This window comes from Pseudomonas sp. PS01270 (assembly GCF_029959775.1).
In the GTDB taxonomy this organism is placed as follows: Bacteria; Pseudomonadota; Gammaproteobacteria; order Pseudomonadales; family Pseudomonadaceae; genus Aquipseudomonas; species Aquipseudomonas atacamensis.
Map to the genome: position 1 here is coordinate 13025 of NZ_JASCPT010000046.1, position 26738 is coordinate 39762.

23 protein-coding genes are annotated in these 26738 nt (G+C 62.2%); 7 read left to right on the top strand and 16 right to left on the bottom strand.

The genetic code is table 11. The features are described 5' to 3' along the window. Positions 1-24: 24 nt before the first annotated feature. Positions 25-1080 carry a phosphorylcholine phosphatase gene (locus QMX86_RS14720; protein ID WP_024014685.1) on the bottom strand — a complete coding sequence of 352 codons (1056 nt, stop codon included), beginning with the start codon at positions 1078-1080 and terminating at the stop codon, positions 25-27. A gap of 239 nt (positions 1081-1319) precedes the next feature. Between QMX86_RS14720 and QMX86_RS14725 the strand changes: the two genes are divergently transcribed. Beyond that, positions 1320-2711 (top strand): L-cystine transporter, encoded by a 1392-nt coding sequence (locus QMX86_RS14725; RefSeq protein WP_282384521.1) that lies wholly within the window; start codon positions 1320-1322, stop codon positions 2709-2711. 108 nt (positions 2712-2819) lie between these two features. Here QMX86_RS14725 and QMX86_RS14730 read toward each other — a convergent pair whose 3' ends face one another. After that, complete coding sequence (locus QMX86_RS14730; protein WP_282384520.1) at positions 2820-3332, bottom strand: dihydrofolate reductase; 513 nt, start codon at positions 3330-3332, stop codon at positions 2820-2822. An 85-nt stretch (positions 3333-3417) separates the two neighbouring features. On the opposite strand from QMX86_RS14730, the gene QMX86_RS14735 reads away from it, so the two are divergent. Beyond that, positions 3418-4791 carry a DUF2868 domain-containing protein gene (locus tag QMX86_RS14735; protein ID WP_282384519.1) on the top strand — a complete coding sequence of 458 codons (1374 nt, stop codon included), beginning with the start codon at positions 3418-3420 and terminating at the stop codon, positions 4789-4791. Continuing rightward, entirely contained in the window at positions 4784-6169 is a 1386-nt protein-coding gene (locus QMX86_RS14740) for a GTPase/DUF3482 domain-containing protein (RefSeq protein ID WP_282384518.1), read from the top strand. The genes QMX86_RS14735 and QMX86_RS14740 overlap by 8 nt, the downstream gene beginning before the upstream one ends. A 162-nt stretch (positions 6170-6331) precedes the next feature. Here the strand turns inward: QMX86_RS14740 and QMX86_RS14745 are convergent, their stop codons facing one another. The 7 genes from QMX86_RS14745 to QMX86_RS14775 form a co-directional block, all read right to left on the bottom strand. Beyond that, positions 6332-6889, bottom strand: a complete 558-nt coding sequence (locus tag QMX86_RS14745) for a phosphonate degradation HD-domain oxygenase (RefSeq protein ID WP_282384517.1) — start codon at positions 6887-6889, stop codon at positions 6332-6334. Next, a complete protein-coding gene (locus QMX86_RS14750; protein ID WP_122748339.1) occupies positions 6886-8019 on the bottom strand; it encodes a TIGR03364 family FAD-dependent oxidoreductase in 1134 nt (377 codons plus the stop codon). The genes QMX86_RS14745 and QMX86_RS14750 overlap by 4 nt, the downstream gene beginning before the upstream one ends. A 126-nt stretch (positions 8020-8145) precedes the next feature. Further along, entirely contained in the window at positions 8146-9171 is a 1026-nt protein-coding gene (locus QMX86_RS14755; RefSeq protein WP_130900350.1) for a putative 2-aminoethylphosphonate ABC transporter substrate-binding protein, read from the bottom strand. A gap of 37 nt (positions 9172-9208) precedes the next feature. Then, complete coding sequence (locus QMX86_RS14760; protein WP_282384516.1) at positions 9209-10933, bottom strand: putative 2-aminoethylphosphonate ABC transporter permease subunit; 1725 nt, start codon at positions 10931-10933, stop codon at positions 9209-9211. Continuing rightward, positions 10933-12009 (bottom strand): putative 2-aminoethylphosphonate ABC transporter ATP-binding protein, encoded by a 1077-nt coding sequence (locus QMX86_RS14765; protein ID WP_282384515.1) that lies wholly within the window; start codon positions 12007-12009, stop codon positions 10933-10935. Before QMX86_RS14765 ends, QMX86_RS14760 begins: the two co-directional genes overlap by 1 nt. A gap of 221 nt (positions 12010-12230) precedes the next feature. Next, positions 12231-13094, bottom strand: a complete 864-nt coding sequence (locus tag QMX86_RS14770; RefSeq protein ID WP_038861192.1) for a LysR family transcriptional regulator — start codon at positions 13092-13094, stop codon at positions 12231-12233. 15 nt (positions 13095-13109) lie between these two features. After that, entirely contained in the window at positions 13110-15413 is a 2304-nt protein-coding gene (locus QMX86_RS14775) for a heavy metal translocating P-type ATPase (RefSeq protein WP_282384514.1), read from the bottom strand. A gap of 84 nt (positions 15414-15497) precedes the next feature. On the opposite strand from QMX86_RS14775, the gene cadR reads away from it, so the two are divergent. After that, entirely contained in the window at positions 15498-15947 is a 450-nt protein-coding gene (gene cadR, locus QMX86_RS14780; protein WP_016772685.1) for a Cd(II)/Pb(II)-responsive transcriptional regulator, read from the top strand. Positions 15948-16067: 120 nt separating this feature from the next. Here the strand turns inward: cadR and QMX86_RS14785 are convergent, their stop codons facing one another. The 3 genes from QMX86_RS14785 to QMX86_RS14795 all read right to left on the bottom strand — a co-directional run bounded on the left by QMX86_RS14785 (position 16068) and on the right by QMX86_RS14795 (position 18767). Then, positions 16068-17039, bottom strand: coding sequence for a thymidylate synthase (locus QMX86_RS14785; protein WP_282384513.1), 972 nt, complete (start codon positions 17037-17039; stop codon positions 16068-16070). Between the two features lie 50 nt (positions 17040-17089). Next, the gene (lgt, locus tag QMX86_RS14790; RefSeq protein WP_016772683.1) at positions 17090-17905 is read right to left on the bottom strand and encodes a prolipoprotein diacylglyceryl transferase; all 816 of its coding nucleotides are present in this window, start codon (positions 17903-17905) and stop codon (positions 17090-17092) included. Positions 17906-17984: 79 nt separating this feature from the next. After that, positions 17985-18767 carry a sulfite exporter TauE/SafE family protein gene (locus QMX86_RS14795; protein WP_016772682.1) on the bottom strand — a complete coding sequence of 261 codons (783 nt, stop codon included), beginning with the start codon at positions 18765-18767 and terminating at the stop codon, positions 17985-17987. 130 nt (positions 18768-18897) lie between these two features. Here QMX86_RS14795 and QMX86_RS14800 point away from each other — a divergent pair, with 130 nt between their 5' ends. Then, positions 18898-19644: an NRDE family protein gene (locus tag QMX86_RS14800; protein ID WP_071172189.1), complete on the top strand. Its 747-nt coding sequence runs from the start codon at positions 18898-18900 to the stop codon at positions 19642-19644. Between the two features lie 339 nt (positions 19645-19983). Here QMX86_RS14800 and ptsP read toward each other — a convergent pair whose 3' ends face one another. Together ptsP and QMX86_RS14810 are read right to left on the bottom strand one after the other, a co-directional pair. Beyond that, on the bottom strand, positions 19984-22263 hold the full coding sequence (gene ptsP / locus QMX86_RS14805; protein WP_024014698.1) for a phosphoenolpyruvate--protein phosphotransferase: 2280 nt from the start codon (positions 22261-22263) through the stop codon (positions 19984-19986). A 22-nt stretch (positions 22264-22285) separates the two neighbouring features. Next, positions 22286-22765, bottom strand: a complete 480-nt coding sequence (locus QMX86_RS14810; RefSeq protein WP_003229203.1) for an RNA pyrophosphohydrolase — start codon at positions 22763-22765, stop codon at positions 22286-22288. Positions 22766-22908: 143 nt separating this feature from the next. Here QMX86_RS14810 and QMX86_RS14815 point away from each other — a divergent pair, with 143 nt between their 5' ends. Then, positions 22909-23565: an HAD family hydrolase gene (locus QMX86_RS14815; RefSeq protein ID WP_073471005.1), complete on the top strand. Its 657-nt coding sequence runs from the start codon at positions 22909-22911 to the stop codon at positions 23563-23565. A 105-nt stretch (positions 23566-23670) separates the two neighbouring features. Here QMX86_RS14815 and QMX86_RS14820 read toward each other — a convergent pair whose 3' ends face one another. Together QMX86_RS14820 and ilvA are read right to left on the bottom strand one after the other, a co-directional pair. Next, positions 23671-24084 (bottom strand): DUF2269 family protein, encoded by a 414-nt coding sequence (locus QMX86_RS14820; RefSeq protein WP_282387746.1) that lies wholly within the window; start codon positions 24082-24084, stop codon positions 23671-23673. A gap of 41 nt (positions 24085-24125) precedes the next feature. Then, the gene (gene ilvA / locus QMX86_RS14825) at positions 24126-25640 is read right to left on the bottom strand and encodes a threonine ammonia-lyase, biosynthetic (protein ID WP_071172186.1); all 1515 of its coding nucleotides are present in this window, start codon (positions 25638-25640) and stop codon (positions 24126-24128) included. 317 nt (positions 25641-25957) lie between these two features. Here ilvA and rpiA point away from each other — a divergent pair, with 317 nt between their 5' ends. Further along, positions 25958-26632: a ribose-5-phosphate isomerase RpiA gene (rpiA, locus tag QMX86_RS14830; RefSeq protein WP_007913886.1), complete on the top strand. Its 675-nt coding sequence runs from the start codon at positions 25958-25960 to the stop codon at positions 26630-26632. Positions 26633-26738 lie beyond the last annotated feature (106 nt).

Consider the following 26738-nt stretch of genomic DNA (forward strand, 5'->3'; position numbering starts at 1 on the left):
GTAGCTTGCCGCTATCAGCTGCTTTTATTGGATTTCTTCCGGCTTGACGATCACCCAGTTCTTGTCCGCCGTCACCGGCAAGCCTTCCTTGGCCTGGGCCGCCGCGTGTTTGGCCATCATGCCGTTGATTTGCGTCATGTACTTGTCCTTGCGGTTGATCCACAAGTGAATGCCGCCCTTGGCCACATCGACATCGTGGAACAGCATGTAACCGTCGCTCGTCGGGGTATCGCCGCCGACCAGTACCGGTTTTTTCCATTCATCGATATAGGTCAGGATCGCTGCGTGCTTGCCGGCCATCCACGTTGCCGGGGTCCACAGGTACGGCGTCAGCTCCAGGCCGAGGTTGGCCTTCTCGTCATATTTGCCAGCAGTGATCTGTTTGCGCGCAGTGGTCAGCTCGCCGGTCTTCTGATCCTTGAGCAGCAGTGAAACGCCAATGACGTTCTGCGGTTTGACGTTGTAACCGTACTTGGGATCCGCCGCGACCATACGCACCAGTTCCTCTGAAGCGGCGGTCATCACGTAAACCTCGATGCCGTTCTCCATCAGCTTGTTATACAGCTCCTGCTGGCCAGTGAAGATCTTCGGCGGATTGACGTCGAGTTTCTTCACCACATCGCCTTCGTAATACGTCGCCGGCACCGGTTTGCCCGAAGCCATCAGTTCGTCAACGTAGCCCTTGAGCTCCTTGAGGGTGAAGCCGGAGAACACCTGCGCCACCCACGGGTAGCAGACCATGTCGTCGACTTCGCAGAGCCGGTAGTAATAACTGAACAGGCTTTCCTTGTGCTCGGCGGTGTCCTTGAACGGCATCAGTTTCAGCGAGGGGTCGAGCTTGTCGCGGGTAATAAGGCCCTTGTTTTCCATGAACGGCAGCAAGGATTCTTCGAGGTCGTAGCGGTAACTGGTGTTGTCCATGTCGAACACCGCGTAATTACCCTTGTTGGCGTTGGCAGCGATCATCGCGTCCAGCGCCTTGGCCTGATCTGCCGGCCAATGCTTGAGGTCCGTGGCCAATGCCTGGCCGGCGAGGCCAGCCGCCAGTGCTACAGCCAACAACGTGCGTGCAATTTTCATAGCGCTACTCCCCGATGCAAAGAGTTCGACGCTAACAAATCAGTGTGACAACCCTCGCCTGTCAGCGACCGCTTGCGTCCCCTGCGCGTCAGTTGCATTACCGACAGCGACACGCGCTTATTCCAAAAACGACGGACGCCCTGCCATTTCGGTATTAAATCATTGCAAATCAAGCTGTTAGGCTTTCCGGTTCGCAGCAGCCCCGGACGGCTGTTGGCACAGTCTTTACTGGAGTTCTCATGAATCTACCGTTGATTCTCAACCTGCTGGTGTTCCTCGCCCTGCTCTTCGGTCTGGCGCAAACCCGCCACACCACTTGGAGCCTGGCGAAAAAAGTCCTGCTTGCACTGGTCCTCGGCGTGGTGTTCGGCGTTGCCCTGCACACGATTTACGGTGCCGGCAACCCGGTGCTGAAAGCCTCGATCGGCTGGTTCGATCTGGTGGGTAACGGTTACGTGCAGTTGCTGCAAATGATCGTGATCCCGCTGGTGTTTGCTTCGATCCTCAGCGCCGTCGCCCGCCTGCACAACGCTTCGTCGCTGGGCAAAATCAGTTTCCTGACCATCGGCACGCTGCTGTTCACCACCGCCATCGCGGCGTTGATCGGCATCGGCCTGACCAACCTGTTCGGCCTTACCGCTGAAGGTCTGGTCGCCGGCACTCAGGAAATGGCGCGCCTGCAAACCATTCAGAACGACTACGCCGGCAAGGTTGCCGACCTGAATGTGCCGCAACTGCTGCTGTCGTTCATTCCGCAGAACCCGTTCGCCGACCTGGCCCGGGCCAAGCCGACCTCGATCATCAGCGTAGTGATCTTCGCCGCGTTCCTTGGGGTTGCTGCGTTGCAGCTGCTCAAGGATGACGTCGAGAAAGGTCAGAAAGTGATCAACGCCATCGACACCCTGCAAGCCTGGGTGATGCGTCTGGTGCGTCTGGTGATGAAGCTGACCCCGTACGGCGTGCTGGCGCTGATGACCAAAGTGGTCGCCGGTTCCAACCTGCAGGACATCATCAAGCTCGGCAGTTTCGTCGTGGTCTCGTATATCGGCCTGGGCCTGATGTTCGTCGTGCACGGCGTGCTGGTGTCGGCCGCCGGGATCAACCCGCTGCGCTTCTTCCGCAAGATCTGGCCGGTGCTGACGTTTGCTTTCACCAGTCGCTCCAGCGCGGCGACCATCCCGCTGAGCATTGAAGCGCAGACCCGCCGCCTGGGTATTCCGTCGTCGGTCGCCAGTTTCGCTGCCTCGTTCGGTGCGACCATCGGCCAGAACGGGTGTGCCGGCCTGTACCCGGCGATGTTGGCCGTGATGGTCGCACCAACGGTTGGCATCAACCCGCTGGATCCGCTGTGGATCGCGACGCTGGTGGCGATTGTCACGTTGAGCTCGGCCGGTGTCGCCGGGGTCGGTGGCGGCGCGACGTTCGCCGCCCTGATCGTGCTGCCGGCGATGGGCTTACCGGTGTCACTGGTGGCCCTGCTGATTTCGGTCGAGCCGCTGATCGATATGGGCCGCACCGCGTTGAACGTGAGTGGCTCGATTACCGCCGGGGCGATTACCAGTCAGGTCATGCAGCAGACGGATAAAGCGCTGCTGGATGCCGATGAACACGCAGAGTTGGCCCAGGCATAGTTTCAAAGGATCGTTCCCACGCTCTGCGTGGGAATGCAGCCCGTGACGCTCCGCGTCACTGGACGCGGAGCGTCCCCTGAGGCGTTACCACGCAGAGCGTGGGAACGATCATGCGCGCTCCCAGACTTCGAAGTTGTACGCGGGTTTATCTTCAACCGCCGGGTTTTCAACATCCGACACCAGCTTCCATTCGCTCAGATCAAACTCCGGAAACCACGCATCGCCTTCCGGGCTCAGCGCCACGCGGGTCAGGTACAGACGATCGGCCTGCGCCAGTCCCTGCGCATACAACTGCGCGCCGCCAATAAGCATCAGCTCATCAACGCCCTGGGCTTTCGCCCATTCCTCGGCGCGGGCCACGGCGGCTTCCAGCGACGGATAGACCTCGGCGCCTTCGAGTTGCAGATCGGTCTGGCGGCTGATCACGATGTTCAAGCGCCCCGGCAGCGGCCGGCCGAGCGAATCCCAGGTCTTGCGACCCATGATGATCGGCTTGCCGAGCGTGGTCGCCTTGAAGTATTTGAAGTCCCCCGGCAAGTGCCAGGGCATGCTGTTGTCGACGCCGATCACGCGGTTTTCACCGAGGGCTGCGATCAGGCTGAGGGGCAGTGATTTAATCATGCCAGCGAGGATACCAGAGCCGCGCTTACCCCGATAAGCGCCACAGCGGTTATGCTCAGCGCTCGATTTAGCGACGGGACGCCGCGTGACTGAACTGACTCCACTGCAAAACCTCTGGCTCAGCGAAACCATCCGCCTGCGCGAAGAACACGCGGGGCCGCTGGATGACCTGGAAGCCAATCGTCTGGCCCGCGCCGCTGGCGGCGATCTGCCGAGCCGCATTGCGCGCCGGGCGCTATGGCTGGCCGAGCGCGACGGGCTCACCGCCGCGCTCAAGCACTGGCTGCAAGGCGCGCGTCTGGCGCTGGTGCTGTTGATGATTTTCGCCGTGCTCAGCGGTGCCGGTCTGGCTTTCGCCGCACTTGGCCAGACGCCGGTGAATGTGTTCTGGGCGCTGGGCAGTCTGCTCGGGATCAATCTGATTTTGCTGCTGAGTTGGGCGCTGGGCTTGATTTTCGCAGGCGAACACGGCGCCACCCTCGGGCGCTTGTGGCTGTGGCTCAGCGAAAAATTCGCCCGCGATGCCAAAGCCGCGCAACTGCCGCCGGCCCTGCTGTTGCTGCTGCAACGCAAGAAACTCAACCGCTGGGCGCTCGGCGCGTTGGTCAATGGCCTGTGGCTGCTGGCGATGCTCAGCGCGCTGATTCTGTTGCTGACCCTGATGGCCACGCGGCGCTACGGCTTTGTCTGGGAAACCACGATCCTCGGTGCCGACACCTTTATTCACGTCACCCAGGCCCTCGGCTATCTGCCGGCGCTGCTCGGCTTCAATGTGCCGACCGAGGAAATGATCCGCGCCAGCGGCGCCGGCGCACTGGATATTGAAAGCGCACGACAGGCCTGGGCGACCTGGCTGGTCGGTGTGCTGGTGGTCTACGGCGTGCTGCCGCGCCTGCTGCTCGCGCTGTTCTGCCTGTGGCGCTGGAACAGCGGCAAAGCCGCGCTGCGTCTGGATCTGAATCTGCCCGGCTACGCGCAACTGCGCGAAAGGCTGATGCCGACCAGCGAGCGCCTCGGCGTCAACGACCCGGAGCCGGCGCAACTGCATCGCGTCGAAAGCAACGTCGGCGAACTGGCCAGTGAAGGCGCGCTGCTGGTGGCGATCGAGTTGGACGAACAGCGCCCATGGCCACCCGCGCTGCCGAGAAACGTCAGCAACGCGGGCATCCTCGACAGTCGCGAATCGCGGCACAAACTGCTCGAACAACTCAGTCGCTTCCCGCCGGCGCGGCTGGCCATCGCCTGCGATCCACGACGCTCGCCGGATCGCGGCAGCCTCGCATTGATCGCCGAACTCGCACGCAATGCCGGCGCCACTCGCATCTGGCTGCTGCAAGCGCCGCCTGGCGAAGCGCTGGACGGGCAACGTCTGGGTGACTGGCACGCGGCGCTGCAACAACTGAACCTGCCGTTTGCCGATTGCGCGCCGATGAACTGGCTGGAGAGCGGACATGACTGATGCACGCAAGGCACCGCTGAAACTGGCAGTGGTTGGCCATACCAATGTCGGCAAGACCTCGCTGCTGCGCACGCTGACCCGCGATGTCGACTTCGGCGAAGTCTCGCACCGGCCGAGCACCACCCGGCATGTCGAAGGCGCGCGGTTGTCGGTGGATGGCGAGCCGTTGCTCGATCTGTACGACACGCCGGGGCTGGAAGATGCGATCGCCCTGCTGGATTTTCTCGAACGTCTGGAGCGCCCCGGCGAACGCCTCGACGGCCCGGCACGACTGGCGCGGTTTCTCGACGGCAGCGAGGCGCGCCAGCGTTTCGAACAGGAAGCCAAGGTACTGCGACAACTGCTGGCCTCCGATGCCGGTCTGTATGTGATCGACGCCCGCGAACCGGTGCTGGCCAAGTATCGCGACGAGCTGGAAGTGCTCGCCAGTTGCGGCAAGCCCCTGCTGCCGGTGCTGAATTTCGTCAGCAGCGCCAACCATCGCGAACCCGATTGGCGTGAAGCGCTGGCGCGGTTGGGGCTGCATGCGTTGGTACGTTTCGACAGCGTCGCACCGCCCGAAGATGGCGAGCGGCGCTTGTACGAGAGCCTCGCCCTGCTATTGGAAAACGCCCGGCCGCAACTGGAGCGGTTGGTCGCCGACCAGCAGGCGCAGCGCCTCGCCCGTCAGCAAAGCGCCGCACGCCTGATTGCCGAATTGCTGATCGACTGCGCTGCGTGCCGGCGCAGTGTGGTCAGCGAAGCCGAGCAGGAACAGCAGGCGATCAGCGAGCTGCGCAAAGCCGTACGCCAGCGTGAGCAGAAGTGCGTCGAGGCGTTGCTCAAGCTCTACGCGTTTCGCCCGCAGGACGCGGCGGCCAGCGACTTGCCGCTGCTCGACGGGCGTTGGGGCGATGATCTGTTCAACCCGGAAACCCTGAAGCAACTCGGCGTGCGCGTCGGCGGCGGCATTGCTGCCGGTGCAGCGGCCGGGGCCGGCGTGGATTTGCTGGTCGGCGGGATTACCCTCGGCGCGGCGGCGTTGGCCGGCGCGATTGCCGGCGGTGCGCTGCAAACCGCGCGCAGTTATGGCAGTCGCCTGCTCGGCAAGATCAAAGGCCAGCGGGAATTGACGGTGGATGACGCCGTGCTGCGCCTGTTGGCGTTGCGCCAGCGCCAGTTGTTGCTGGCACTCGATCAGCGTGGGCATGCGGCGATGGACAGCATTCAGGTGGCCACGCCTGTGGACAAGACCTGGCGCGAAGGCAAGTTGCCGGAAGCGCTGAACAAGGCGCGCGCGCATCCGCAGTGGTCGTCGCTCAATCCGCAGGCGAAGTTGAATCAGGCGGAAAGGCAGGAGCAGGTTGAGGCGTTGGTTGATCGGGTGCTTGAGCTTTAGATCGCTACCCCCTCACCCCAGCCCTCTCCCGGAGGGAGAGGGGGCCGACTGTGTTGCTCTTGGGTCATACACCGACCTGAGATATCCAGTCGAACTCAGGTTTGAAAAGCATGGAGATCAGCTCCCTCTCCCTCCGGGAGAGGGCTGGGGTGAGGGCTGCAATCACTCAGTCGACAACAATTTCTCAGCCTTGCGCTTTAACACACTCAGATCCACCAGCGGCACCGCAACCTCCTTCGCCAACTCATCCCAGCGCCGCATGCGCAAACTCAGCGCACACAACGGATCAGCCGCAAACGCATCCGCCTCAGCCGCGCTCATTACCCCGCCCTGATATTCCAGCGTCCTGCGACTCGCCTCACTCAACCGCGCGTAATACCCCGGCTCGCGCAAGGTCAGATAGCGTTTAGCCTGAACGTGATATTCCACCAGTCGCGCCAGCCGCTCGCTGAAACCTGCCTCACGCAGATAATCGGCACCGAGCCGTTCATGGCTGACCACGCCATAACCGCCCATGTTTTCCGCGCCCTCGGCACACAAATGGCCGATGTCATGAAAGAACGCCGCCAGCACCACTTCATCGTCACAGCCTTCAGCCATGGCCAGTTCTGCGGCCTGGGACATGTGCTCGAGCTGCGACACCGGTTCGCCGATGTAATCGCTGGCGCCGAAGCGTTCATACAGGCCGAACACCCGGGCGATCACCTGTTCGTGATTCATGCCTCCTCCAGTAATTGCGCGATATTGCGTTCGGCCAGCGCCGGGCCGACGCTCATGCCGACGCCGGTGTGCATCAGCGCCACGCTCAGGCCCGGTGCCGGGCGCAGGAATGAAAACGGCCCTGGCCCCCGAGAACCATAGACGCCCTGCCAGCGTTCGACCACTTGCACCTGGCAGCCCAGCGTCTGCTCGGCAAGTTCGAGCATCCAGTCGTCGACCTGTTCGGCGTTGAACGGTGACGCATCGCTGCCGTAATGATGCGAATCGCCGATGATCAGTTCGCCATACGGTGTCGGGCTGATCAGCAAGTGAATGCCGTTAGCGTGCAGTTGCGGTTGTTCACGGAGGATCTGCGCCTGCACCGCTGCGGCTTGCGGCAGATCGGCGAAAGCGCCGTAGTGCACGCAACTCAGGCCGGTGAGCACGGCGTGTTGCAGATTGAGATCGACCTGCGGTTTGGCCCGCAGCATTTGCAGACGACAGATCTGCGGATTGAGCGCAGCAATCGGCTCGGCCAGTAGGGTCTGATAGTCGTGGCCGGAGCAGACGATGATCTGCTTGGCGCAGAACTCACCGGCAGTGCTGCGCAGTCGCCCCGGCTCGACGTCGCGCACCAGCGTGGAAAAGTGAAACTCGACGCCCAGGTCGCGGCGCAAATAATCGATCAGCGCCGGAATCGCTTCGCGCGAGTACAGCTGCTGATCATCGACACCGTGCAGCGCGGCACGGTGATGGCTGAACTGGCCGCCATACAGATCACGCAACGCCGCGCCGCGCAGCAGCTCGACGTTGTAGCCATGCTCGACCGCGCGGCCGGCGCAGAAGGCTTCGAGCAGGTGTTCTTCGGCCTCGCTGCGGGCGAACAGGTATGAGCCGTTGCGCTTGACCTGCAGGCCGGCAAGTTGCGCCCAGTCACCCCAGATCTCGCGGCTGGCCTTGGCCAGTTCGAGCATGATGCCGGGCGGCTGACCGGTCACCAGCGCCTGGCCGAAGTTGCGCACCGAAGCGCCAAGGGGCGTGGCGGTGCGTTCGAATACCGCGACTTTCAGGCCGCGTTTGGCAGCGGCATAGGCGTGGGACAGACCGAGGATGCCGGCGCCGATGATGAGCAGGTCTTTGGGTTGTGTCATGAAGCCACCTCAATGATCGTTCCCACGCGGAGCAAAGGAATGCAGCCAGGGACGCTCCGCGTCCTTCGTGACGCAGAGCGTCACGGGATTCATTCCCACGCGGAGCGTGGGAATGATCGGCACCGGTTACTTGGCGACAACTTTCTCGGACTTGCCGTCATACCGCTTGCGCCATTCAGCCAGGATCTCGTCGCGATTCTTCGAGGCCCAGGCAAAGTCGTTCTTGATCAGGCGCTGCTCATAGTCGGCTGGCAATTCGGTCTGCGGCTTGGCAATCCCCGGCTGCGCAAGAACAGCGAAGTTCTCCTTGTACAGATCCATCGCCTCGGCGCTGGCGGAGAAATCAGCGAGTTTCTTCGCCGCTTCTTCATGCGGCGTGCCTTTGATCACCGCCGTCGCTTCGATCTCCCAGCCCAGACCTTCCTTCGGCAGGATGATGTCCAGCGGCGCACCCTGGCGTTTCAGCTGTACGGCTGGATATTCAAAGGAAATCCCGATCGGAAACTCCCCCGCCGCCGCCAGCTTGCACGGCTTGGAACCGGAGTGAACGTATTGGCCGATGTTCTGGTGCAGGCCGTCCATATACGCCCATCCCTGCTTCTCGCCGAAGGTTTGCAACCAGGCGCTGACGTCGAGGAAACCAGTGCCGGACGACGCCGGGTTGGGCATGACGATCTTGCCCTTGTACTCAGGCTTGGTCAGGTCCTGCCAACTGACCGGTTTGCTCAAACCCTGCTTCTCGGCTTCGACAGTGTTGAAGCAAATGGTCGCGGCCCAGACGTCCATGCCGACCCAGGCTGGCGGGTTGGCGGCGTCGCGGTAGTTCGCGCCGATCTTGCCGAGATCCTTCGGTGCATAGCTTTGCAGCATGCCTTGCTGATCGAGAATCGCCAGGCTCGACGCGGCGAGGCCCCACACCGCGTCAGCCTGCGGACGAGCCTTTTCGGCGAGCAGCTTGGCGGTGATGATCCCGGTCGAATCGCGCACCCATTTGATCTCGACGTCCGGGTTGGCCTTTTCGAAGGCGTCCTTGTAGGACTTCAGTTGCTCGGCTTCGAGGGCGGTGTACACCGTCAACTCGGTTTTTGCCGCGAAGGCATTCAGGCTGAAAGTCGCGAGCACAGCAGCGGCCAGGGCCATAGGCTTGAACATGAGCGTTTTCCTGTAGATGAGTTGATCGGGTTTGCAATCAGTGACCTGGCGCGGTTTGCCGCCAGGCCTGGGAACGGCGCAACAGGCCGCGCGAAGCCCACGCCAGCAACAGCGACACGCCGGCCGAAGTGAACAGGATCAGGGTCGACATCGCCGCCGCGCCGCCAACGTTGCCGGCGTCATCCATGTTCAGCACCGCCACCGCCGCGAGGATGGTGTCGGGGCTGTAAAGGAAGATCGCAGCGGAAACCGTGGTCATCGCCGAGACGAACAGGTAGCGCACGATGTCCAGCAGCGCCGGCAGGCAGATCGGCACGGTGACGCGCAGGTAATGCCGGTAAAGCGGCGCCTTCAGCGACAGCGCGGCGGCTTCGAATTCAGCATCGAGCTGGCGCAGCGCGGTGGTCGCGGTCATTTGTGCGGTGGTCAGGTAGTGCGCAATGGTGCAGACAATCAGCAGCGTCATCGTCCCGTACAGCACGTGCAACGGGTTGCCGGTCAGGTTGAAGAAAAAGACGTAACCCAGGCCCAGCACCAGCCCCGGCACCGCCATCGGCACGAAGCTGAGCATGCGCAAAGCCAGGTTCAGCCCGCGCTGAGTGCGGGTTTTCTCCATCAGATAGGCGCCAGTGAAAATCAGCACGCTGCCAATCAGCGCGGTGCCCAGCGCCATTTTCAGACTGTTGCCGTAGGCGAGCCAGCCACCGCCGGCGGTCTCGTTGAACTGATAGTGGTTGAGCGACAGCGACAGGTTGTACGGCCAGAACTTCACCAGCGACGAAAACACCGCCATGCCGAATACCAGGATCAACGCCGCACTGATCAGCAAAACGATCGCCAGATAGCAGCCGTCACGCAGCCTGGACGGCAGCGGTTTGAACACCTGCGCGCGCCCGCTCATCGAGTCGCCATGACGCCGACGCAACCACGCATCGACACCGAAACTGAACAGCGCCGGCAGCAACAGCACCATGCCGATCAACGCGCCGCGACCGAATTGCTGCTGGCCGACCACGGCTTTGTAGGCTTCCAGCGCCAGCACTTGATAGTCGCCACCGACCACCACCGGCACACCGAAATCAGTGATGGTCAGGGTGAATACCAGACAGAACGCAGCGAATACCGCCTGGCGGGTCGCCGGCCAAGTGATGCTGCGAAACGCTTTGGCCGGGCTGGCGCCCATGCTCGATGCGGCGTCGAACAGCCGCGCATCGGCCAGCGACAATGCCGAGAGCAAAATCATCAGCGCATGGGGAAAGGTGTAGATCACCTCGCCCAGCACAATGCCCCAGAAGCCATAGATATTGTCCGAGAGCAGCCCACGCAGCATGCCCTGGTTGCCGAACAGATAAACCAGCGCAATCCCCGGCAGCATCGACGGCGCCATCAGTGGCAGCAGGGAGATTCCGCGCCAGATGCCTTTGCCCGGAATCAGCGTGCGTTGCAGTGCGTAGGCAAACAGGTAGGCCAGCGGTACGACAATGGCCGCAACGCTGAGGGACACTTTCAGGCTGTTGCCGAGCAGCCAATGGAAATTGGCACTGGTCACCAACTCTTTCGCCGCGAGCCAGCCGCCGCCCTGCCCGGCGTCGTTGCTGAAGCCGCGCCAGAAGATCGCCAGCAACGGCAGCAGCACCGCGAGGCCGAGCAACACCAGCAGGAGGACTTTGCCGCCGAGCACGAACAGGCGATCGCCGATCTCGGCTTTCGAGGACTGTCGCACCTGCTTGTGCGGTAGCGGCAGCGCGAGGTTGCTGTTCATCAGGCGAACACCTGCAAACTGCGCGGCGGCAAGGCGACCATGATCTGCTGGGCGCCGAGGCGCGGCATGGCTTCTGGAGCGATTTCGGCGAGCAGTGCGTGGCCCGGCAATTGATCAAGTTCGAAGCTCATCCGGCAGCGGTTGCCGAGAAAAGTGATTTCGCGAACCCTGGCCGGGAACAAGTTCTCTTCGTGCACCAGCGGGTTGACGTTGATCGCCTCCGGGCGGCAGAACAGTCGACCCGAAGCGCCGTGTACGCTGCCCTCGGCCAGGCGCAGATTCATCCCGCCAACCTTGGCGTGACTGTCGCTGCTGCGCTGAAACGGCAGCCAGTTGCCCTGACCGACAAACTCGGCCACGAACGGCGTGGCCGGGCGGTTGTAGATTTCCTGCGGGGTGGCGTACTGCTCGACGCGGCCGTTATTCATGACCGCGATGCGATCGGCCATCAGCATCGCTTCGTCCTGATTGTGCGTGACCATCAGCGTGGTGATGCCGAGATTGCGTTGCAGCTGACGCAGCTCGGTGCACAGATGCTCGCGCACCCGCGCGTCGAGGGCCGACATCGGTTCGTCGAGCAACAGCAGCGACGGCGCCGGCGCCAATGCGCGAGCGAGCGCTACTCGCTGTTGCTGACCGCCGGACAATTGGCCTGGATACTTTTTCTCACTGCCGCTGAGGCCGACCAGTTCCAGCATCTGACCGACACGCCGGCGCACTTCATCGCGACCGCTGCCGGCGAGGCCGTAGGCAATGTTCGCCTCGACCGTCAGATTGGGAAACAACGCGTAGGACTGGAACAGAATCCCGTAATCCCGCGCTTGCGGGGCGAGGTGCGAGACGTCGCGGTCACCGAGGTACAACTCGCCGTTGTCCTGTTTCTCCAGACCGGCGATGCAGCGCAGCAATGTGGTCTTGCCACAGCCCGACGGGCCGAGCAGGCACACCAGTTCACCGGCGGCGACGTCGAGGGAGACGTTATCCAGCGCAGTGAACGCACCGAAACGCTTGTGCACGCCGCGCACTTTCATCGGCGCGCCGGGGTTGGTCAGGGCAGTTGCGATGGCAGGATTCATTGACGGACCTCAGCAAACGGATGAGGCCAATCCTAGAGTTGTAATGCGTCCGTCATGTGGCAGCGAGGCAAAAACCGCTGATAGTGGTATTCGGGGATTTTGGTTCACTGCAGATCGTTCCCACGCTCCGCGTGGGAATGCAGCCCGGGACGCTCCGCGTCCCAAAAGCCGAACGCGGAGCGTCCGTTGAGGCATTCCCACGCGGAGCGTGGGAACGATCATTATGCGGGGGACATTTCCTGTGCGAGCCCCAAAAAGGCCGCCGGCAACCGCGCACCCTTGCGCTCTTTGAGGCAATACAGATACTCCGGAATCTGCGGCGCATTCTCGATGGTCAGCACACGCAACTGCGGATCATGCGGCACCTCCTGCCGCGCAATGATGCTGATGCCGATATTGCGCAGCACGGCTTCACGAATGGACTCACGGCTGCCGATCTCCAGCAACGGCCCGAAACTGACCCCGGCGCTGGCCAGCAACTCTTCGGTCAACCGCCGCGTGGTCGAACCCGGCTCGCGCATCAGCAATGTATGCCCGGCCAGCGCATTCAACGTCACATGTTCCTGCGCCGCCAACGGATGATTGCGATGCACCGCCAGCACCAGCGGATCGGTGCCGAGCACCCGGCGAATCAACCGCGCATCGTCGAGCAACTGCGACGATGCCGCGACATCCACGCGGTAATCCTCCAGCGCTTCCAGCACTTGCTGCGAATTGCCGATTTCCACCGACACTTCCACCTGCGGCAAACGCTCGCGGAAGGTCTTCACCAGATCGAGGATGTAATATGGCGCCGTCGCGGCAATGCGCAGCGTGCCCTGCACCTGACCGCTGTTGCGCAGGAAGAACTCGATGTCGGCCTCTTGCTGCAACAGGGTCTTGACCATCGGCAGCAGCCGCGCGCCTTCGTCACTGACGCTTAAACGGCGCCCGCCACGGTAGAACAGTTCCACCGAATACTGACTCTCCAGATTGCGGATTTGCGTGGTCACGGTCGGTTGGCTGAGGCCGAGCTTTTTCGCCGCCAGCGTGATGCTGCCCAGGCGGGCGACCATGTAAAACGCTTTCAGCTCGGCACTCAGCACAACCTTCCCTCACGTTTACTTGCGCAGCAGGCGCAAACCGTTGAACACCACCAGCAGGCTCACGCCCATATCGGCAAACACCGCCATCCACATGGTGGCAAGCCCGGCAAAGGTTACCGCAAGAAATATCGCCTTGATCACCAGCGCCAGTGCGATGTTCTGTTTGAGGATGCTCGCGGTATTGCGCGACAGGCTGATGAACGCAGGAATCTTGCGCAGATCGTCGTCCATCAGGGCGACATCGGCGGTTTCGATCGCGGTGTCGGTGCCGGCGGCGGCCATGGCGAAACCGATCTCGGCGCGGGCCAATGCCGGGGCGTCATTGATGCCGTCGCCGACCATGCCGACCCGGTGGCCCTGCTTGTACAGATCTTCAATGGCTTGCAGCTTGTCGGTCGGCAGCAAATCGCCGCGCGCCTCGTCGATGCCGACCTGGGCGGCAATCGCTTGCGCGGTGTGGACGTTGTCGCCCGTCAGCATCAGGGTTTTCACCCCGAGTTCATGCAACTGACGAATCGCTTCGCGGCTGGTTTCCTTGACCGTGTCGGCCACGGCGAACAGCGCCAGCGGGCCTGATTTGTCGAGCAGCAACACGGATTTGCCCTGCTTTTCCAGCGCGAACAGCTTCTCTTCCAGTTGCGGCGAGCAAAGGCCAAGCTCTTCAACCAGACGATGGTTGCCCAAGTGATAAGTCTGGCCGTTGATGTCGCCTTTGACGCCCCGCCCGCCCAACGCGGCGAAGTTATCCACAGTCGGCGCGGCGAAGTTTTTATCCACAGCGGCGTTGGCAATCGCCAGCGACACTGGATGATCGGAGCGCCCGGCCAGCGCGGCAGCGATGGCCGGCGCGCTGGCATCGGCCGTCGGGTCGAGTGAGAGGTAATCGGTTTGCACCGGTTTGCCGTGGGTGATCGTGCCGGTCTTGTCCAGCGCCAGATAATCGAGCTTGAAGCCGCCTTCCAGGTACACGCCGCCCTTGACCAGAATGCCCTTGCGCGCCGCCGCCGCGAGGCCGCTGACGATGGTCACCGGGGTGGAAATCACCAGTGCGCACGGGCAGGCAACCACCAGCAACACCAGCGCGCGGTAGATCCAGTCGAACCACGCCGCGCCCATGAACAACGGCGGGATGATCGCCACGGCCAAGGCGAAGACGAAGACCGCCGGGGTGTAGATTTTCGAGAATTGGTCAACGAAACGCTGCGTGGGTGCCCGCGCGCCCTGGGCCTGTTCGACGGCGTGAATGATCCGCGCCAGGGTCGAGTTGTTCGCCGCAGCGGTGACCGTGTATTCCAGCGAGCCGGCCTGATTGATGGTGCCAGCGAAGACTTTATCACCGACAGTTTTCTCCACCGGCAGGCTTTCACCGGTGATCGGCGCCTGGTCAATGGTCGAGCTGCCGCTGACCACCGCGCCGTCCAGCGCGATGCGCTCGCCTGGCTTCACCCGCACGCGGGCGCCGAGCTCGACGCTTTTCACCTCTTGTTCGCGCCAGTTGCCGTCAGCCTGCAAGACCGTCGCCTGCTCCGGAGTCATTTGCATCAAACCACTGATCGCATTGCGCGCGCGGTCCAGCGAGCGTGCTTCGATCAGCTCGGCGACGGTGAAGAGGAACATCACCATCGCCGCTTCCGGCCACTGGCCGATGAGGATCGCGCCCGTCACGGCGATGCTCATCAGCGCATTGATGTTGAGGTTGCGGTTCTTCAGGGCAATCCAGCCCTTTTTGTAGGTGCCGAGGCCGCCGCTGAGGATCGACACCAGCGCAACAATCGCCACCACCCAGTCGGGGGCAGCGCTGGTGAAGTGGATGACTTCGGCGCCCAGCGCGGTCAGGCCGGACAGCGCCAGTGGCCACCAGTGTTTTTTCACCGCAGCCGGTGCCGGCGCATCGACACCCGCCTGCAGCGGCTCGGCGTGCATGCCGAGGGATTTGATCGCCTCGGTGATCGGCTCGGTGCCCGGCAGATTGTGGGTCACGCCAAGCACGCGGTTGATCAGATTGAATTCCAGCTGCTGCACGCCGGCCAGTTTACCCAGTTTGTTCTGGATCAGCGTCTGCTCCGTCGGGCAGTCCATTGCCTCGATGCGGAAGCTGCTCAGGCGCGCGTCGGCGCTGGTCGTTTCGCTCAGTTGCACCAAGGCAGGCGCTGCGGCTTTCGACGAGCAGCAGGAATCTTCGTGCGAATGAACCGGGGCCGGCGCAGCTTTCGAAGCGCAGCAGGAATCGCCGCCGTGCGAATGTTTATGCACCGGCTGCAATTTATGACTGTGATCGTGGCCGTCGCCGGGCTTGTGGGTGTGCAGGGAATCACTCATTGGTCGCGTCCATGAAGGTGCCTGTTGCCAAGTAAAGACCCTGTAGCCACTATAGGGTCAAGCACCCTTTTGGAGATGGCCGTCATGAAGATCGGCGAACTGGCGAAACTCACCGACTGCGCCGTGGAAACCATCCGCTACTACGAGCGCGAAAACCTCCTGCCGGAACCGGCGCGCAGCGACGGCAACTACCGCGTCTACACCCAGGCCCACGCCGAGCGCCTGACCTTCATCCGCAACTGCCGCACCCTCGACATGACCCTCGAAGAAATCCGCAGCCTCCTCGCCCTGCGCGACAGCCCGCAGGATCAGTGCGAGAGCGTCAATGCGCTGATCGACGAACATATTCAGCACGTGAAAGCGCGAATTGATGGGTTATTGGCGTTGCAGACACAACTGCTCGACCTGCGCCAACGCTGTGGCGAAGGGCCGGAGGCGGATCAATGCGGGATCTTGCAGCGGCTGGAGGTGAGTGGCGGGGTTGTCGCAACCGAAGTCGAACACTCCCATGTGGGCCGCAGCCACGGCCACTGACGGGCGAAGCTCGTTCCCACGCTCCGCGTGGGAATGCCGCCATGGACGCTCCGCGTCCAAAGTGACGCAGAGCGTCACGGGATTCATTCCCACGCGGAGCGTGGGAACGATCAATGGTGACTAGACCGCCATCGGCGCGGTCATCGGCGGATGGTGCTCATAGCCTTCCAGCGAGAAATCGCTCGGCTCGACCAATTCCAGCCACTCTGGCTGATATACGCCAGTCTTGGCAAACTCCGGCACGCGATCGGAGATCTTCAGTTTCGGCATGGCAAACGGCTCGCGCTTGAGCTGTTCGTTGAGCATGTCCAGATGGTTCTCGTAGACGTGCGCATCGCCGATGAAATAGGTGAACCAGCGCGGCGTGTAGCCGGTCAGGCGACCGATCAGGCTCAGCAGCGCGGCGCCCTCGGTGAGGTTGAACGGCGTGCCCAGTCCCAGATCATTGGAGCGGATGTACAGGGTCAGAGAAATCTCTTTGGTCTCGACGTTCGGGTGGAACTGGTACAGCAAATGGCATGGCGGCAGGGCCATTTCATCGAGCTGGGCGACGTTCCAGCCGTGGAACAGAATGCGCCGGCTGCCCGGATCGTTGATGATCGTGTCGACGCACTGGCGCACCTGATCGATGGCTTTGTACAGCACCACGTAGGCCTGGCCATCTTCTTCGCCCTGGGCGATCTGCTTGTAGCCGTTGCTCAGGGTCTGTTCGATGGCAGCAGTGTTGCTCAGCGGGATCTGCTTGTACGCCGGCCACTTGCGCCATTGCACGCCGTAGATTTCACCGAGGTCGTCGTCGCCCTGACGGAACGGGTTGGCCAGCCACTGCGCGTTTTCGTTGGCGTTCTGGTCCCAGACCTTGCAGCCCAGCGCGCGGAATTCAGCGGCGTTGTTCACGCCACGGAGAAAGCCGCACATCTCGCCGATGGCCGATTTGAAAGCCATTTTGCGCGTAGTGATCGCCGGAAAACCTTCCTGCAGATCGAAACGCAGCATTGCTCCCGGAAAACTGATGGTGTTGATGCCGGTGCGGTTGGCCTGCTTGGTGCCGTTCTTTATGACGTGCGAGACCAGTTCGAGATATTGCTTCATGAGTTACCTGTGTCCTTGGAGCCCCGGCGTCGCGCGCCGGGGTTCGTAGTTTAAGCCGTCGGCGCGAGCGGCGCTGCCGGGGCGCGACGATAGGCCAGCCAGATCAGCAACAGCCCGCCGACAATCATCGGCACGCAGAGCACCTGACCCATGGTCAGCCAGTTCCACGCCAGATAGCCGAGCTGTGCATCCGGGACGCGGACGAACTCGACGATGAAACGGAAGATGCCGTAGAACAACGCGAACATGCCAGAGACCGCCATGGTCGGACGCGGTTTGCGCGAGAAGATCCACAGGATCAGGAACAGCGCCACGCCTTCGAGGGCAAACTGATACAGCTGCGACGGGTGGCGCGGCAACTGCGCCGGATCGCTGAACGGCGGGAACACCATCGCCCATGGCACGTCGGTGGCCTTGCCCCACAGCTCGGCGTTGATGAAATTGCCGATGCGCCCGGCGCCCAGACCGATCGGCACCATCGGCGCGACGAAGTCCATCAGCTGGAAGAACGACTTGCCATTGCGCTTGCCGAACCACAAGGCCGCGAGCATCACGCCGATGAATCCGCCGTGGAACGACATGCCGCCCTTCCACACTTCGAAAATCAGCGTCGGGTTGGCCAGGTACGCGCTCAGGTCATAGAACAGCACGTAACCCAGACGGCCGCCGACGATCACGCCCATCGATAGCCAGAACACCAGATCGGAGAGTTTCTCCTTGGTCCAGGTCGGGTCGAAGCGGTTGAGCCGGCGCGACGCCAACAGCCACGCGCCGCCGATGCCGATCAGGTACATCAGACCGTACCAGTGGATTTTCAGCGGACCGATGGCCAGGGCCACCGGGTCGATCTGCGGGTAAGGCAGCATTGCGACTCCTTGTTAGAGTTGAAAGCGAAATTCCCGGGCGACGCTGCCACCTCAGGATTAAGCCAGGATTGCCACGCGGTCAGAGCAGAAAGCTCAAACCCACGCAGAACAGCAAAGCGGCGAACAGCCTTTTCAGCAAGCGCGGCGACAACCTGTGTGCCAGACGCGCACCGAGCCGAGCGAAGACCATGCTGGTCAGGGCGATGCCCAACAATGCCGGCAAATACACAAAACCGAGACTATGGGCCGGCAACAACGGATCGTGCCACCCCAGAATCATGAAACTTGCTGCACTGGCCAAAGCGATCGGCAAGCCACAGGCCGATGAGGTCGCCACGGCCTGCTGCATCGGCACGCTGCGCCAGGTCAGAAACGGCACGGTCAGCGAGCCGCCGCCAATGCCGAAAATCGCCGAGGCCCAGCCAATCACCGTACCGGCAGCGGTCAGACCGAGTTTGCCCGGCACCGTTCGGCTGGCCTTGGGTTTGACATCCAGCGCCAGTTGCACGGCGATCACCAGAGCGAACACACCGATGATCTTTTGCAGGTTCGGTCCGGAGATCGCTTCTGCGGTCAGCGCACCGAAACCGGCGCCGAGCAGAATGCCCACGGTCATCCAGCGAAAAATCGCCCAGCGCACCGCGCCCCGGCGGTGATGCTCACGCACGGCGTTGACCGAGGTGAATATGATCGTCGCCAGCGACGTGCCCACCGCCAGGTGCGTAAGGATCGACTGATCGAAACCCTGCAGGGTGAAGCTGAACACCAGCACCGGGACGATGATGATCCCGCCGCCAACGCCAAACAGCCCGGCGAGCACGCCCGCACAGGCGCCGAGCGCCAGGTAGAGCAGAAATTCCATGACCGTCTCCAGCACGCATCGGCAAAACAGGAGCGGCATGTTAACGGATGCGCAGCGTTCTGCTCCACTGGCGATGGATGCACGGACGCCGGATGCGTAGAGTGGGCAAAAAACACACAAGGACCACCTTATGTGCCTGATTGTTTTCGCCTGGCGCCCGGGCCATGCCCAGCCGCTGATCGTCGCGGCCAACCGCGACGAGTTCTACGCCCGCCCCAGCCTGCCATTGGCACAATGGCCCGAGGCGCCGCACGTACATGCCGGGCGCGATCTTGAGGCTGGCGGCACCTGGCTGGGGATCGGCGCCAACAGACGCTTCGCCGCGCTGACCAATATTCGCGATCCGCAACAGCCGCCGGCCACCAAATCCCGGGGCGAACTGGTGGCGCGCTTTCTTGCTGACGATCTGTCGATTGATGATTATTTGAGCGATGTGGCGGGTCGTGCCGCCGAATATGCCGGGTTCAATCTGCTGCTGGGCAATGCCCATGAGTTGTGGCATTTCAATGCACGAGCGTCAGAGCCGGTGATGTTGCAGCCTGGAGTTTATGGGTTATCCAACGCGGGGCTGGATACGCCGTGGCCGAAACTGCTCAAGGCCAGGGCGGCGTTGAGCGCGGTACTGGATGATCCGCAGCCTGAGCGTTTGTTGACCTTGCTCAGCGATGCACAGACCGCACCCGAGGCCGAGTTGCCGGATACCGGGGTGGGCATGGCGACGGAGTCGTTGCTGTCGAGCGTGTTTATTGCCAGCCAGAGTTATGGCACGCGAGCGAGTACAGCGTTGATCGTGCGAGCGGACGGCACGCGGCGGATGGTAGAGCGCAGTTTTGGGCCGTATGGCGGGCATCTCGGGGAAGTTGAGGTTTGTGTCTAACAGCAGCCCCTCACCCCAGCCCTCTCCCGGAGGGAGAGGGGGCCGACCGAAGTGTCTTGCGGTATACATCGACCTGAAAGATCGAGTCGATTATGGATTCAGCAAAGCACTTACAGGTCGACGGAGTTCTGCAGCATCCCCCAATCAGTCGCCTCTCCCTCTGGGAGAGGGGGCCGACCGAGGTGTCTTGCGGTATACATCGACCTGAAAGATCGAGTCGATTATGGATTCAGCAAAGCACTTACAGGTCGACGGAGTTCTGCAGCATCCCCAATCAGTCCCCTCTCCCTCTGGGCGGTCCGACGTTTCGGGAGGGCTAGGGTGAGGGGCTTTTGATCTTTAGAGAGCCTTGGTCACCACCGGCGAATTCATCTTGGCCAACCCGAGATTCTTCAGCGCCAGTTGCAGCGAGCTGTGGATAACCTGCGGGTTATCGATCTTCATCAGTTCCGCCAGCATCTCCTGGGCCTTGCTCAGGTTCACCTGGCGCAACATCCACTTCACCTTCGGCAGGTTGGTGGCGTTCATCGACAGGCTGTCGAAGCCCATCGCCATCAACAGCACCGCCGCCGCCGGATCACCGGCCATCTCGCCGCAGATGCTCACAGGTTTGCCTTCGGCGTGGGCGTCAGTGACCACGGTTTGCAGAGCTTGCAGCACCGCAGGGTGCAGATAGTCGTAGAGGTCGGCGACGCGCGGGTTGTTGCGGTCTACCGCCAGCAGGTACTGGGTCAGGTCGTTGGAGCCGACGGAGAGGAAGTCGACCATCCGCGCCAGTTCCTTGGTCTGGTACACCGCTGCCGGGATTTCGATCATCACGCCGATCGGCGGCATCGGCACGTCGGTGCCTTCGTCGCGCACTTCGCCCCAGGCACGGTGGATCAGGTGCAGGGCTTCTTCGAGTTCGTGAGTGCCGGAGATCATCGGCAGCAGAATCCGCAGGTTGTTCAAGCCTTCGCTGGCCTTGAGCATCGCGCGGGTCTGCACGAGGAAGATTTCCGGGTGGTCGAGGGTGACGCGGATACCGCGCCAGCCGAGGAACGGGTTGTCTTCCTTGATCGGGAAGTACGACAGCGATTTGTCACCGCCGATGTCGAGGCTGCGCATGGTCACCGGTTGCGGGTGGAACGCGGCGAGCTGTTCGCGGTAGATCGCCAGCTGTTCCTTCTCGCTCGGGAAGCGCTGGTTGATCATGAACGGCACTTCGGTGCGGTACAGACCAACCCCTTCGGCGCCACGCTTCTGCGCCCGCGCCACATCGGCGAGCAGGCCGGTGTTGACCCAAAGCGGCATGCGGTGGCCATCAAGGGTCACGCACGGCAGGTCGCGCAGGGTGTCGAGGCCCAGCGCCAGTTGTTTCTCTTCTTCGACGACTTCGGCGAACTGCTTGCGCAGCACTTCGCTGGGGTTGGTGTAGACCTCGCCACGGGTGCCGTCGACGATCATTTCGATGCCGTCGACCTTGGCGTACGGCAGATCGACCAGGCCCATCACCGTCGGAATGCCCATGGCTCGGGCGAGAATCGCGACGTGAGAGTTACCCGAACCGAGTACCGACACCAGACCGACCAGCGTGCCTTCGGGCACCTCGCCGAGCATCGCCGGCGTCAGCTCTTCGCTGACCAGAATGGTTTTTTCCGGGTAGACCAGATTCTGCTGGCGCTCTTCCTGCAGATAGGCGAGCAAGCGGCGGCCAAGGTCTTTGACGTCCGAAGCGCGCTCGCGCAGGTAGGCGTCGTCCATCAGTTCGAAACGGTTGACGTGCTCAGTGACCACCTGACGCAGCGCGCCCTGAGCCCACTGCCCCGTCTTGATCACGGTGGTGATTTCGCTGCCCAGCGACGCATCGTCGAGCATCATCAGGTAGACGTCGAACAGCGCGCGCTCTTCCGGGCGCAACTGGGTCGCCAGTTTGGCGGACAAGGCGCGCATGTCGGCGCGCACGCCTTCGATGGCGGTCTTGAACAGCGCCAGCTCGGCGTTGATGTCGGTGATGGTCTTGTCCGGCACCACGTCCAGGTCTGCCGGCGGCAGCATGACCACGGCGGTACCGACGGCAGCACCCGGCGAACCCGGTACGCCGACGAACTTGGCTTCCTGAATGCCCTTGCCCTGCCGGCCCAGACCACGGATCGAACCGGTGGCCTCGGCGTGGGCGATTACGCCGGCGAGCTGCGCGCTCATGGTCACGAGGAAGGCTTCTTCACCTTCGTCGAACTGGCGGCGTTCTTTCTGCTGGATGACCAACACGCCGACGACGCGGCGGTGGTGAATGATCGGGGCACCGAGGAACGAGGCGTAACGCTCTTCACCGGTTTCGGCGAAGTAGCGATAGCGCGGGTGAACCGAAGCGTTTTCCAGGTTCAGGGGTTCTTCACGCGTGCCGACCAGACCGACCAGACCCTCGTTGGGGGCCATGCTGACCTTGCCGATCGAGCGCTTGTTCAAGCCCTCGGTGGCCATCAGGACGAAGCGATTGGTTTCCGGATCAAGCAGGTAGACCGAGCAGACCTGGCTGCCCATGGCCTCTTTGACGCGCAACACAATAATCCCCAACGCCGCCTTGAGATCCTTGGCGGAGTTAACTTCCTGGACGATCTTGCGCAGCGTATTGAGCATGGCTCGGGGTCGAACTCCGTCGTCAGTCGCGCGCTAAAAGGCGCGGGGCAAGCTCTTTGAGAGCGCGTCGATACACCTCGCGCTTGAATGTCACCACCTGGCCCAACGGATACCAATAGCTGACCCAGCGCCAGCCATCGAACTCCGGTTTACCGGTCAGATCCATCCGCACCCGCTGCTCGTTGGAGATCAGGCGCAGGAGAAACCATTTCTGTTTCTGGCCGATGCACAGCGGTTGGCTGTGGGTACGCACCAGGCGTTGCGGCAAACGATAGCGCAACCAGCCTCGGGTACAGGCCAGTATTTCAACATCTTCACGTTCCAGGCCAACTTCTTCGTTCAGCTCGCGGTACAAGGCGTCTTCCGGCGTCTCCTCGGGGTTGATCCCCCCTTGCGGAAACTGCCAGGCGTCCTGATTGATACGGCGAGCCCATAGCACCTGGCCGGCGTCATTCGTCAGAATGATCCCGACATTGGGGCGGAAACCATCGGGGTCGATCACGGCAACAACCTCGCAAACGCATGTCGCCGCATTGTTCCACAAAGCTTGATGAGGCGGCAACGAAGGTTCCTACCTTATGTGCACTCTTGTGAAAAGACCGTATTCTTGTCGCCTTTTTACTGACTTTTCAGCGGGTAACTGCAATGCGCCTGGCTTTATTCGATTTGGACAACACCCTTCTGGGCGGCGACAGCGATCACGCCTGGGGCGATTATCTGTGCGAGCGCGGCTTCCTCGACCCGATCGCCTACAAGGCGCGCAACGACGAGTTCTATCAGGATTACCTGGCCGGCAAGCTCGACAACGCCGCCTACCTGAACTTCTGCCTGGAAATTCTCGGCCGCACCGAAATGGCCGTACTCGATGCCTGGCACAGCGATTACATGCGCGACTGCATCGAGCCGATCGTGCTGCCCAAGGCACTGGAGCTGCTGAAAAAGCACCGCGATGCTGGCGACAAACTGGTGATCATCACCGCCACCAACCGTTTCGTCACCGCGCCGATCGCTGTGCGCCTGGGCGTGGAAACCCTGATCGCCACCGAATGCGAAATGGTCGACGGCCGCTACAGCGGGCGCAGCACCGACATCCCGTGCTTCCGCGAAGGCAAGGTCACGCGCCTCAATCGCTGGCTGGAAGAGACCGGGCATTCGCTTGAGGACAGCTATTTCTATAGCGATTCGATGAATGATCTGCCGTTGCTGGAACAGGTGGCGAATCCGGTGGCGGTGGATCCTGATCCGAATCTGCGGGCCGAAGCCGAGAAGCGTGGCTGGCCGGTGATCAGTCTGCGCGGCTGACTCCGCCTTCGCGAGCAAGCTCGCTCCCACAGGGAATTTGTGAACGACACAGATCCAATGTGGGAGCGAGCTTGCTCGCGAATGGGATCGACGCGGTCTCAAGCCTTAAACCGGCTTGGCCCCCATCAACGCCGCTATGGCGACAAACCCGACGCCGCTGACAATCGCCAGGGCCAGATTGAACTTGCGATTGCCCACCCCGCTTGTCCACAGCCGATCCAGCCGGACCAGCAGCCAGACCGCGCTGAGCGTGGCCACGGTATAGATCACGCTGGACCCCAGAATCCACAATTGCCCCAGTGGCCAGCCAACCAGGTGCACCAGCCACCAGCCGGTGAAAGGCATGCTGAGCATGCCGATCAGCATCAGGCACCAGATAAACAGCCAGGGACGGCGCATCGTACTGGCCGGCCCTTCACTGCGATTTCGCCAGGTCAGGGCGGCGAGCACCAGCCCGCTCACGAGGATGACCACGGTCGCCGCGACGTGGAGGACTTTCAGGGTGGTCAGGGTTTCCATGTCGTTCTCTTCCGTAGATCCATGCCCATCAGCGTAGCCGCTCAGCCAAGAAACAGCTGATAGGCCGGGTTGTCGCTTTCATCCCAATACGGGTAGCCGATTTCCGCCAGTGCCGCCGGCACCAGATGACGTTCGTCATGGGGCACTTGCAGGCCGGCGACCACGCGGCCGTCCGCTGCGCCGTGGTTGCGGTAGTGAAACATCGAGATATTCCAGCGCCCGCCGAGCTTGTTGAGGAAGTTGAACAGCGCGCCCGGGCGCTCCGGGAATTCGAAGCGCAGCACCACTTCATCGACCACCTGCGCCGCGCGGCCGCCGACCATGTGGCGGATGTGCAGCTTGGCCAGTTCGTTGTCGGTCAGGTCGATAACCGGGAAACCCTGCTCGGTCAGGCTCGCCAGCAAGGCGCTGCGCGGATCGTTGTCCGGGTGGGTCTGCACGCCAACAAAGATGTGTGCTTCGCTGCCGGTGTTGTAGCGGTAATTGAATTCAGTGATCTGGCGCTTGCCGATGGCTTCGCAGAAGGCCTTGAAGCTGCCGGCCTTTTCCGGAATGGTCACGGCGATGATCGCCTCGCGACCTTCGCCCAGTTCGGCGCGTTCGGCGACGTGGCGCAAACGGTCGAAGTTGACGTTGGCGCCGGAGTCGATGGCGACGAAGGTCTGGCCGCTGACGCCACGCTGCTCGACGTACTTCTTGATCCCGGCCACGCCCAGCGCGCCGGCAGGTTCGGTGATCGAGCGGGTATCGTCGTAGATATCCTTGATTGCTGCGCAGATCTCGTCGGTGCTGACAGTGATCACTTCATCGACGTAATCCTTGCAGATCTCGAAGGTGTACTGGCCGATCTGCGCCACCGCCACGCCGTCGGCGAAGATGCCCACGGTCGGCAGAACCACGCGCTCGCCCGCTGCCATCGCTGCTTGCAGGCAATTGGAATCGTCCGGTTCGACGCCAATCACCTTGATGTCCGGACGCAGGTATTTCACGTAGGCCGCGATACCGGCGATCAGGCCGCCACCGCCGACCGGGACGAAAATCGCATCCAGCGGCTGCGGGTGCTGACGCAGGATTTCCATGGCCACGGTGCCCTGCCCGGCAATGGTGTGCGGATCGTCGTACGGGTGGATGTAGACGTAGCCTTTTTCATCGACCAGTTTCAGCGAATAGGCCAGCGCTTCCGGAAACGAGTCACCGTGCAGCACCACTTTGCCGCCGCGCGAACGCACGCCTTCGACCTTGATTTCCGGGGTGGTCTTGGGCATGACGATGGTGGCTTTGACGCCCAACACTTTCGCCGCCAGGGCCAGCCCCTGCGCATGATTGCCCGCCGACGCGGTGACCACGCCACGAGCGCGCTCTTCGTCGCTCAATTGCGTCAGCTTGTTGTAGGCGCCGCGAATCTTGAACGAGAACACTGGCTGCAAGTCTTCGCGCTTGAGCCAGATGTCATTGCCCAGCCGCTCGGAGAGCTGGCGGGCGTTCTGCAGCGGGGTTTCTACGGCAACGTCATAAACGCGCGAGGTGAGGATCTTTTTGACGTACTGTTCGAGCATCGGAAAGCATCACTGGCGATTGGGCGGGACCAGCGAGTCTAACCCGCCTTTTGCCGAGGCGACCACACTAAACAGGTGGTTTTAGGGTCGGAAAACCCATTCTTGAGTGAGCACCGTTGTGGCGAGGGGATTTATCCCCGCTGGAGTGCGAAGCGCTCCCCTGCATTTTTTCAGTTACACCGCGTTCCAGGGTTTTACGACGACTGCGTTGCCGAACGGGGATAAATCCCCTCACCACAGCTTGTTTCCCCCTCTACCACCGCGAGGCCTATAATGCCGGCCTTTCTGCCCAACCCTTGCCCGCTTCCGGAGCCCGCATGACCCAGGATCAACTCAAACAGGCCGTGGCCCAGGCCGCCGTCGACTTCATCCTGCCGAAACTCGACGACAAGAGCATCGTCGGCGTCGGCACCGGCTCCACCGCCAACTGCTTCATCGATGCACTGGCCCAGCACAAGGGCGCGTTCGATGGCGCCGTTGCCAGCTCCGAAGCCACCGCCGCGCGCCTCAAGGGCCATGGGATTCCAGTGTATGAGCTGAACACCGTCAGCGATCTGGAGTTCTACGTCGACGGCGCCGATGAAAGCGACGCGCACCTGAACCTGATCAAAGGCGGCGGCGCCGCCCTGACCCGCGAGAAGATTGTCGCCGCCGTGGCCAAGACCTTCATCTGCATCGCCGACGCCAGCAAACTGGTACCGGTGCTCGGCGAATTCCCGCTGCCGGTGGAAGTGATCCCGATGGCCCGCAGCCACGTTGCCCGCCAACTGGTCAAACTCGGTGGCGACCCGGTCTACCGCGAAGGCGTATTGACCGACAACGGCAACATCATCCTCGACGTGTTCAACCTGCAGATCACCAACCCGGTGGAGCTGGAAGCGCAGATCAATGCCATCGTCGGCGTGGTCACCAACGGCCTGTTCGCCGCGCGCCCGGCGGATCTGTTGTTGCTGGGCACCAGTGAAGGCGTGAAGACGCTGAAGGCTGAATAACAGACTGCCCACTTGCCTTGGGCTGATAAATAAACCTGTGGGAGCGAGCCTGCTCGCGAATGCGCCTGTTCAGCCAACATCTTCATTGACTGGCCAACCGCATTCG

Coding starts and splice junctions, on each gene's coding strand:
- QMX86_RS14755 (WP_130900350.1), bottom strand. CDS start 9,171: ATGTTCAAGCCTATGGCCCTGGCCGCTGCTGTGCTCGCGACTTTCAGC.
- QMX86_RS14815 (WP_073471005.1), top strand. CDS start 22,909: ATGCGCCTGGCTTTATTCGATTTGGACAACACCCTTCTGGGCGGCGAC.
- QMX86_RS14730 (WP_282384520.1), bottom strand. CDS start 3,332: ATGATTAAATCACTGCCCCTCAGCCTGATCGCAGCCCTCGGTGAAAAC.
- QMX86_RS14820 (WP_282387746.1), bottom strand. CDS start 24,084: ATGGAAACCCTGACCACCCTGAAAGTCCTCCACGTCGCGGCGACCGTG.
- QMX86_RS14750 (WP_122748339.1), bottom strand. CDS start 8,019: ATGACACAACCCAAAGACCTGCTCATCATCGGCGCCGGCATCCTCGGT.
- QMX86_RS14725 (WP_282384521.1), top strand. CDS start 1,320: ATGAATCTACCGTTGATTCTCAACCTGCTGGTGTTCCTCGCCCTGCTC.
- QMX86_RS14785 (WP_282384513.1), bottom strand. CDS start 17,039: ATGAAGCAATATCTCGAACTGGTCTCGCACGTCATAAAGAACGGCACC.
- QMX86_RS14795 (WP_016772682.1), bottom strand. CDS start 18,767: ATGGAATTTCTGCTCTACCTGGCGCTCGGCGCCTGTGCGGGCGTGCTC.
- QMX86_RS14740 (WP_282384518.1), top strand. CDS start 4,784: ATGACTGATGCACGCAAGGCACCGCTGAAACTGGCAGTGGTTGGCCAT.
- QMX86_RS14775 (WP_282384514.1), bottom strand. CDS start 15,413: ATGAGTGATTCCCTGCACACCCACAAGCCCGGCGACGGCCACGATCAC.
- lgt (WP_016772683.1), bottom strand. CDS start 17,905: ATGCTGCCTTACCCGCAGATCGACCCGGTGGCCCTGGCCATCGGTCCG.
- QMX86_RS14800 (WP_071172189.1), top strand. CDS start 18,898: ATGTGCCTGATTGTTTTCGCCTGGCGCCCGGGCCATGCCCAGCCGCTG.
- QMX86_RS14765 (WP_282384515.1), bottom strand. CDS start 12,009: ATGAATCCTGCCATCGCAACTGCCCTGACCAACCCCGGCGCGCCGATG.
- ilvA (WP_071172186.1), bottom strand. CDS start 25,640: ATGCTCGAACAGTACGTCAAAAAGATCCTCACCTCGCGCGTTTATGAC.
- rpiA (WP_007913886.1), top strand. CDS start 25,958: ATGACCCAGGATCAACTCAAACAGGCCGTGGCCCAGGCCGCCGTCGAC.
- QMX86_RS14745 (WP_282384517.1), bottom strand. CDS start 6,889: ATGAATCACGAACAGGTGATCGCCCGGGTGTTCGGCCTGTATGAACGC.
- QMX86_RS14760 (WP_282384516.1), bottom strand. CDS start 10,933: ATGAACAGCAACCTCGCGCTGCCGCTACCGCACAAGCAGGTGCGACAG.
- ptsP (WP_024014698.1), bottom strand. CDS start 22,263: ATGCTCAATACGCTGCGCAAGATCGTCCAGGAAGTTAACTCCGCCAAG.
- QMX86_RS14720 (WP_024014685.1), bottom strand. CDS start 1,080: ATGAAAATTGCACGCACGTTGTTGGCTGTAGCACTGGCGGCTGGCCTC.
- cadR (WP_016772685.1), top strand. CDS start 15,498: ATGAAGATCGGCGAACTGGCGAAACTCACCGACTGCGCCGTGGAAACC.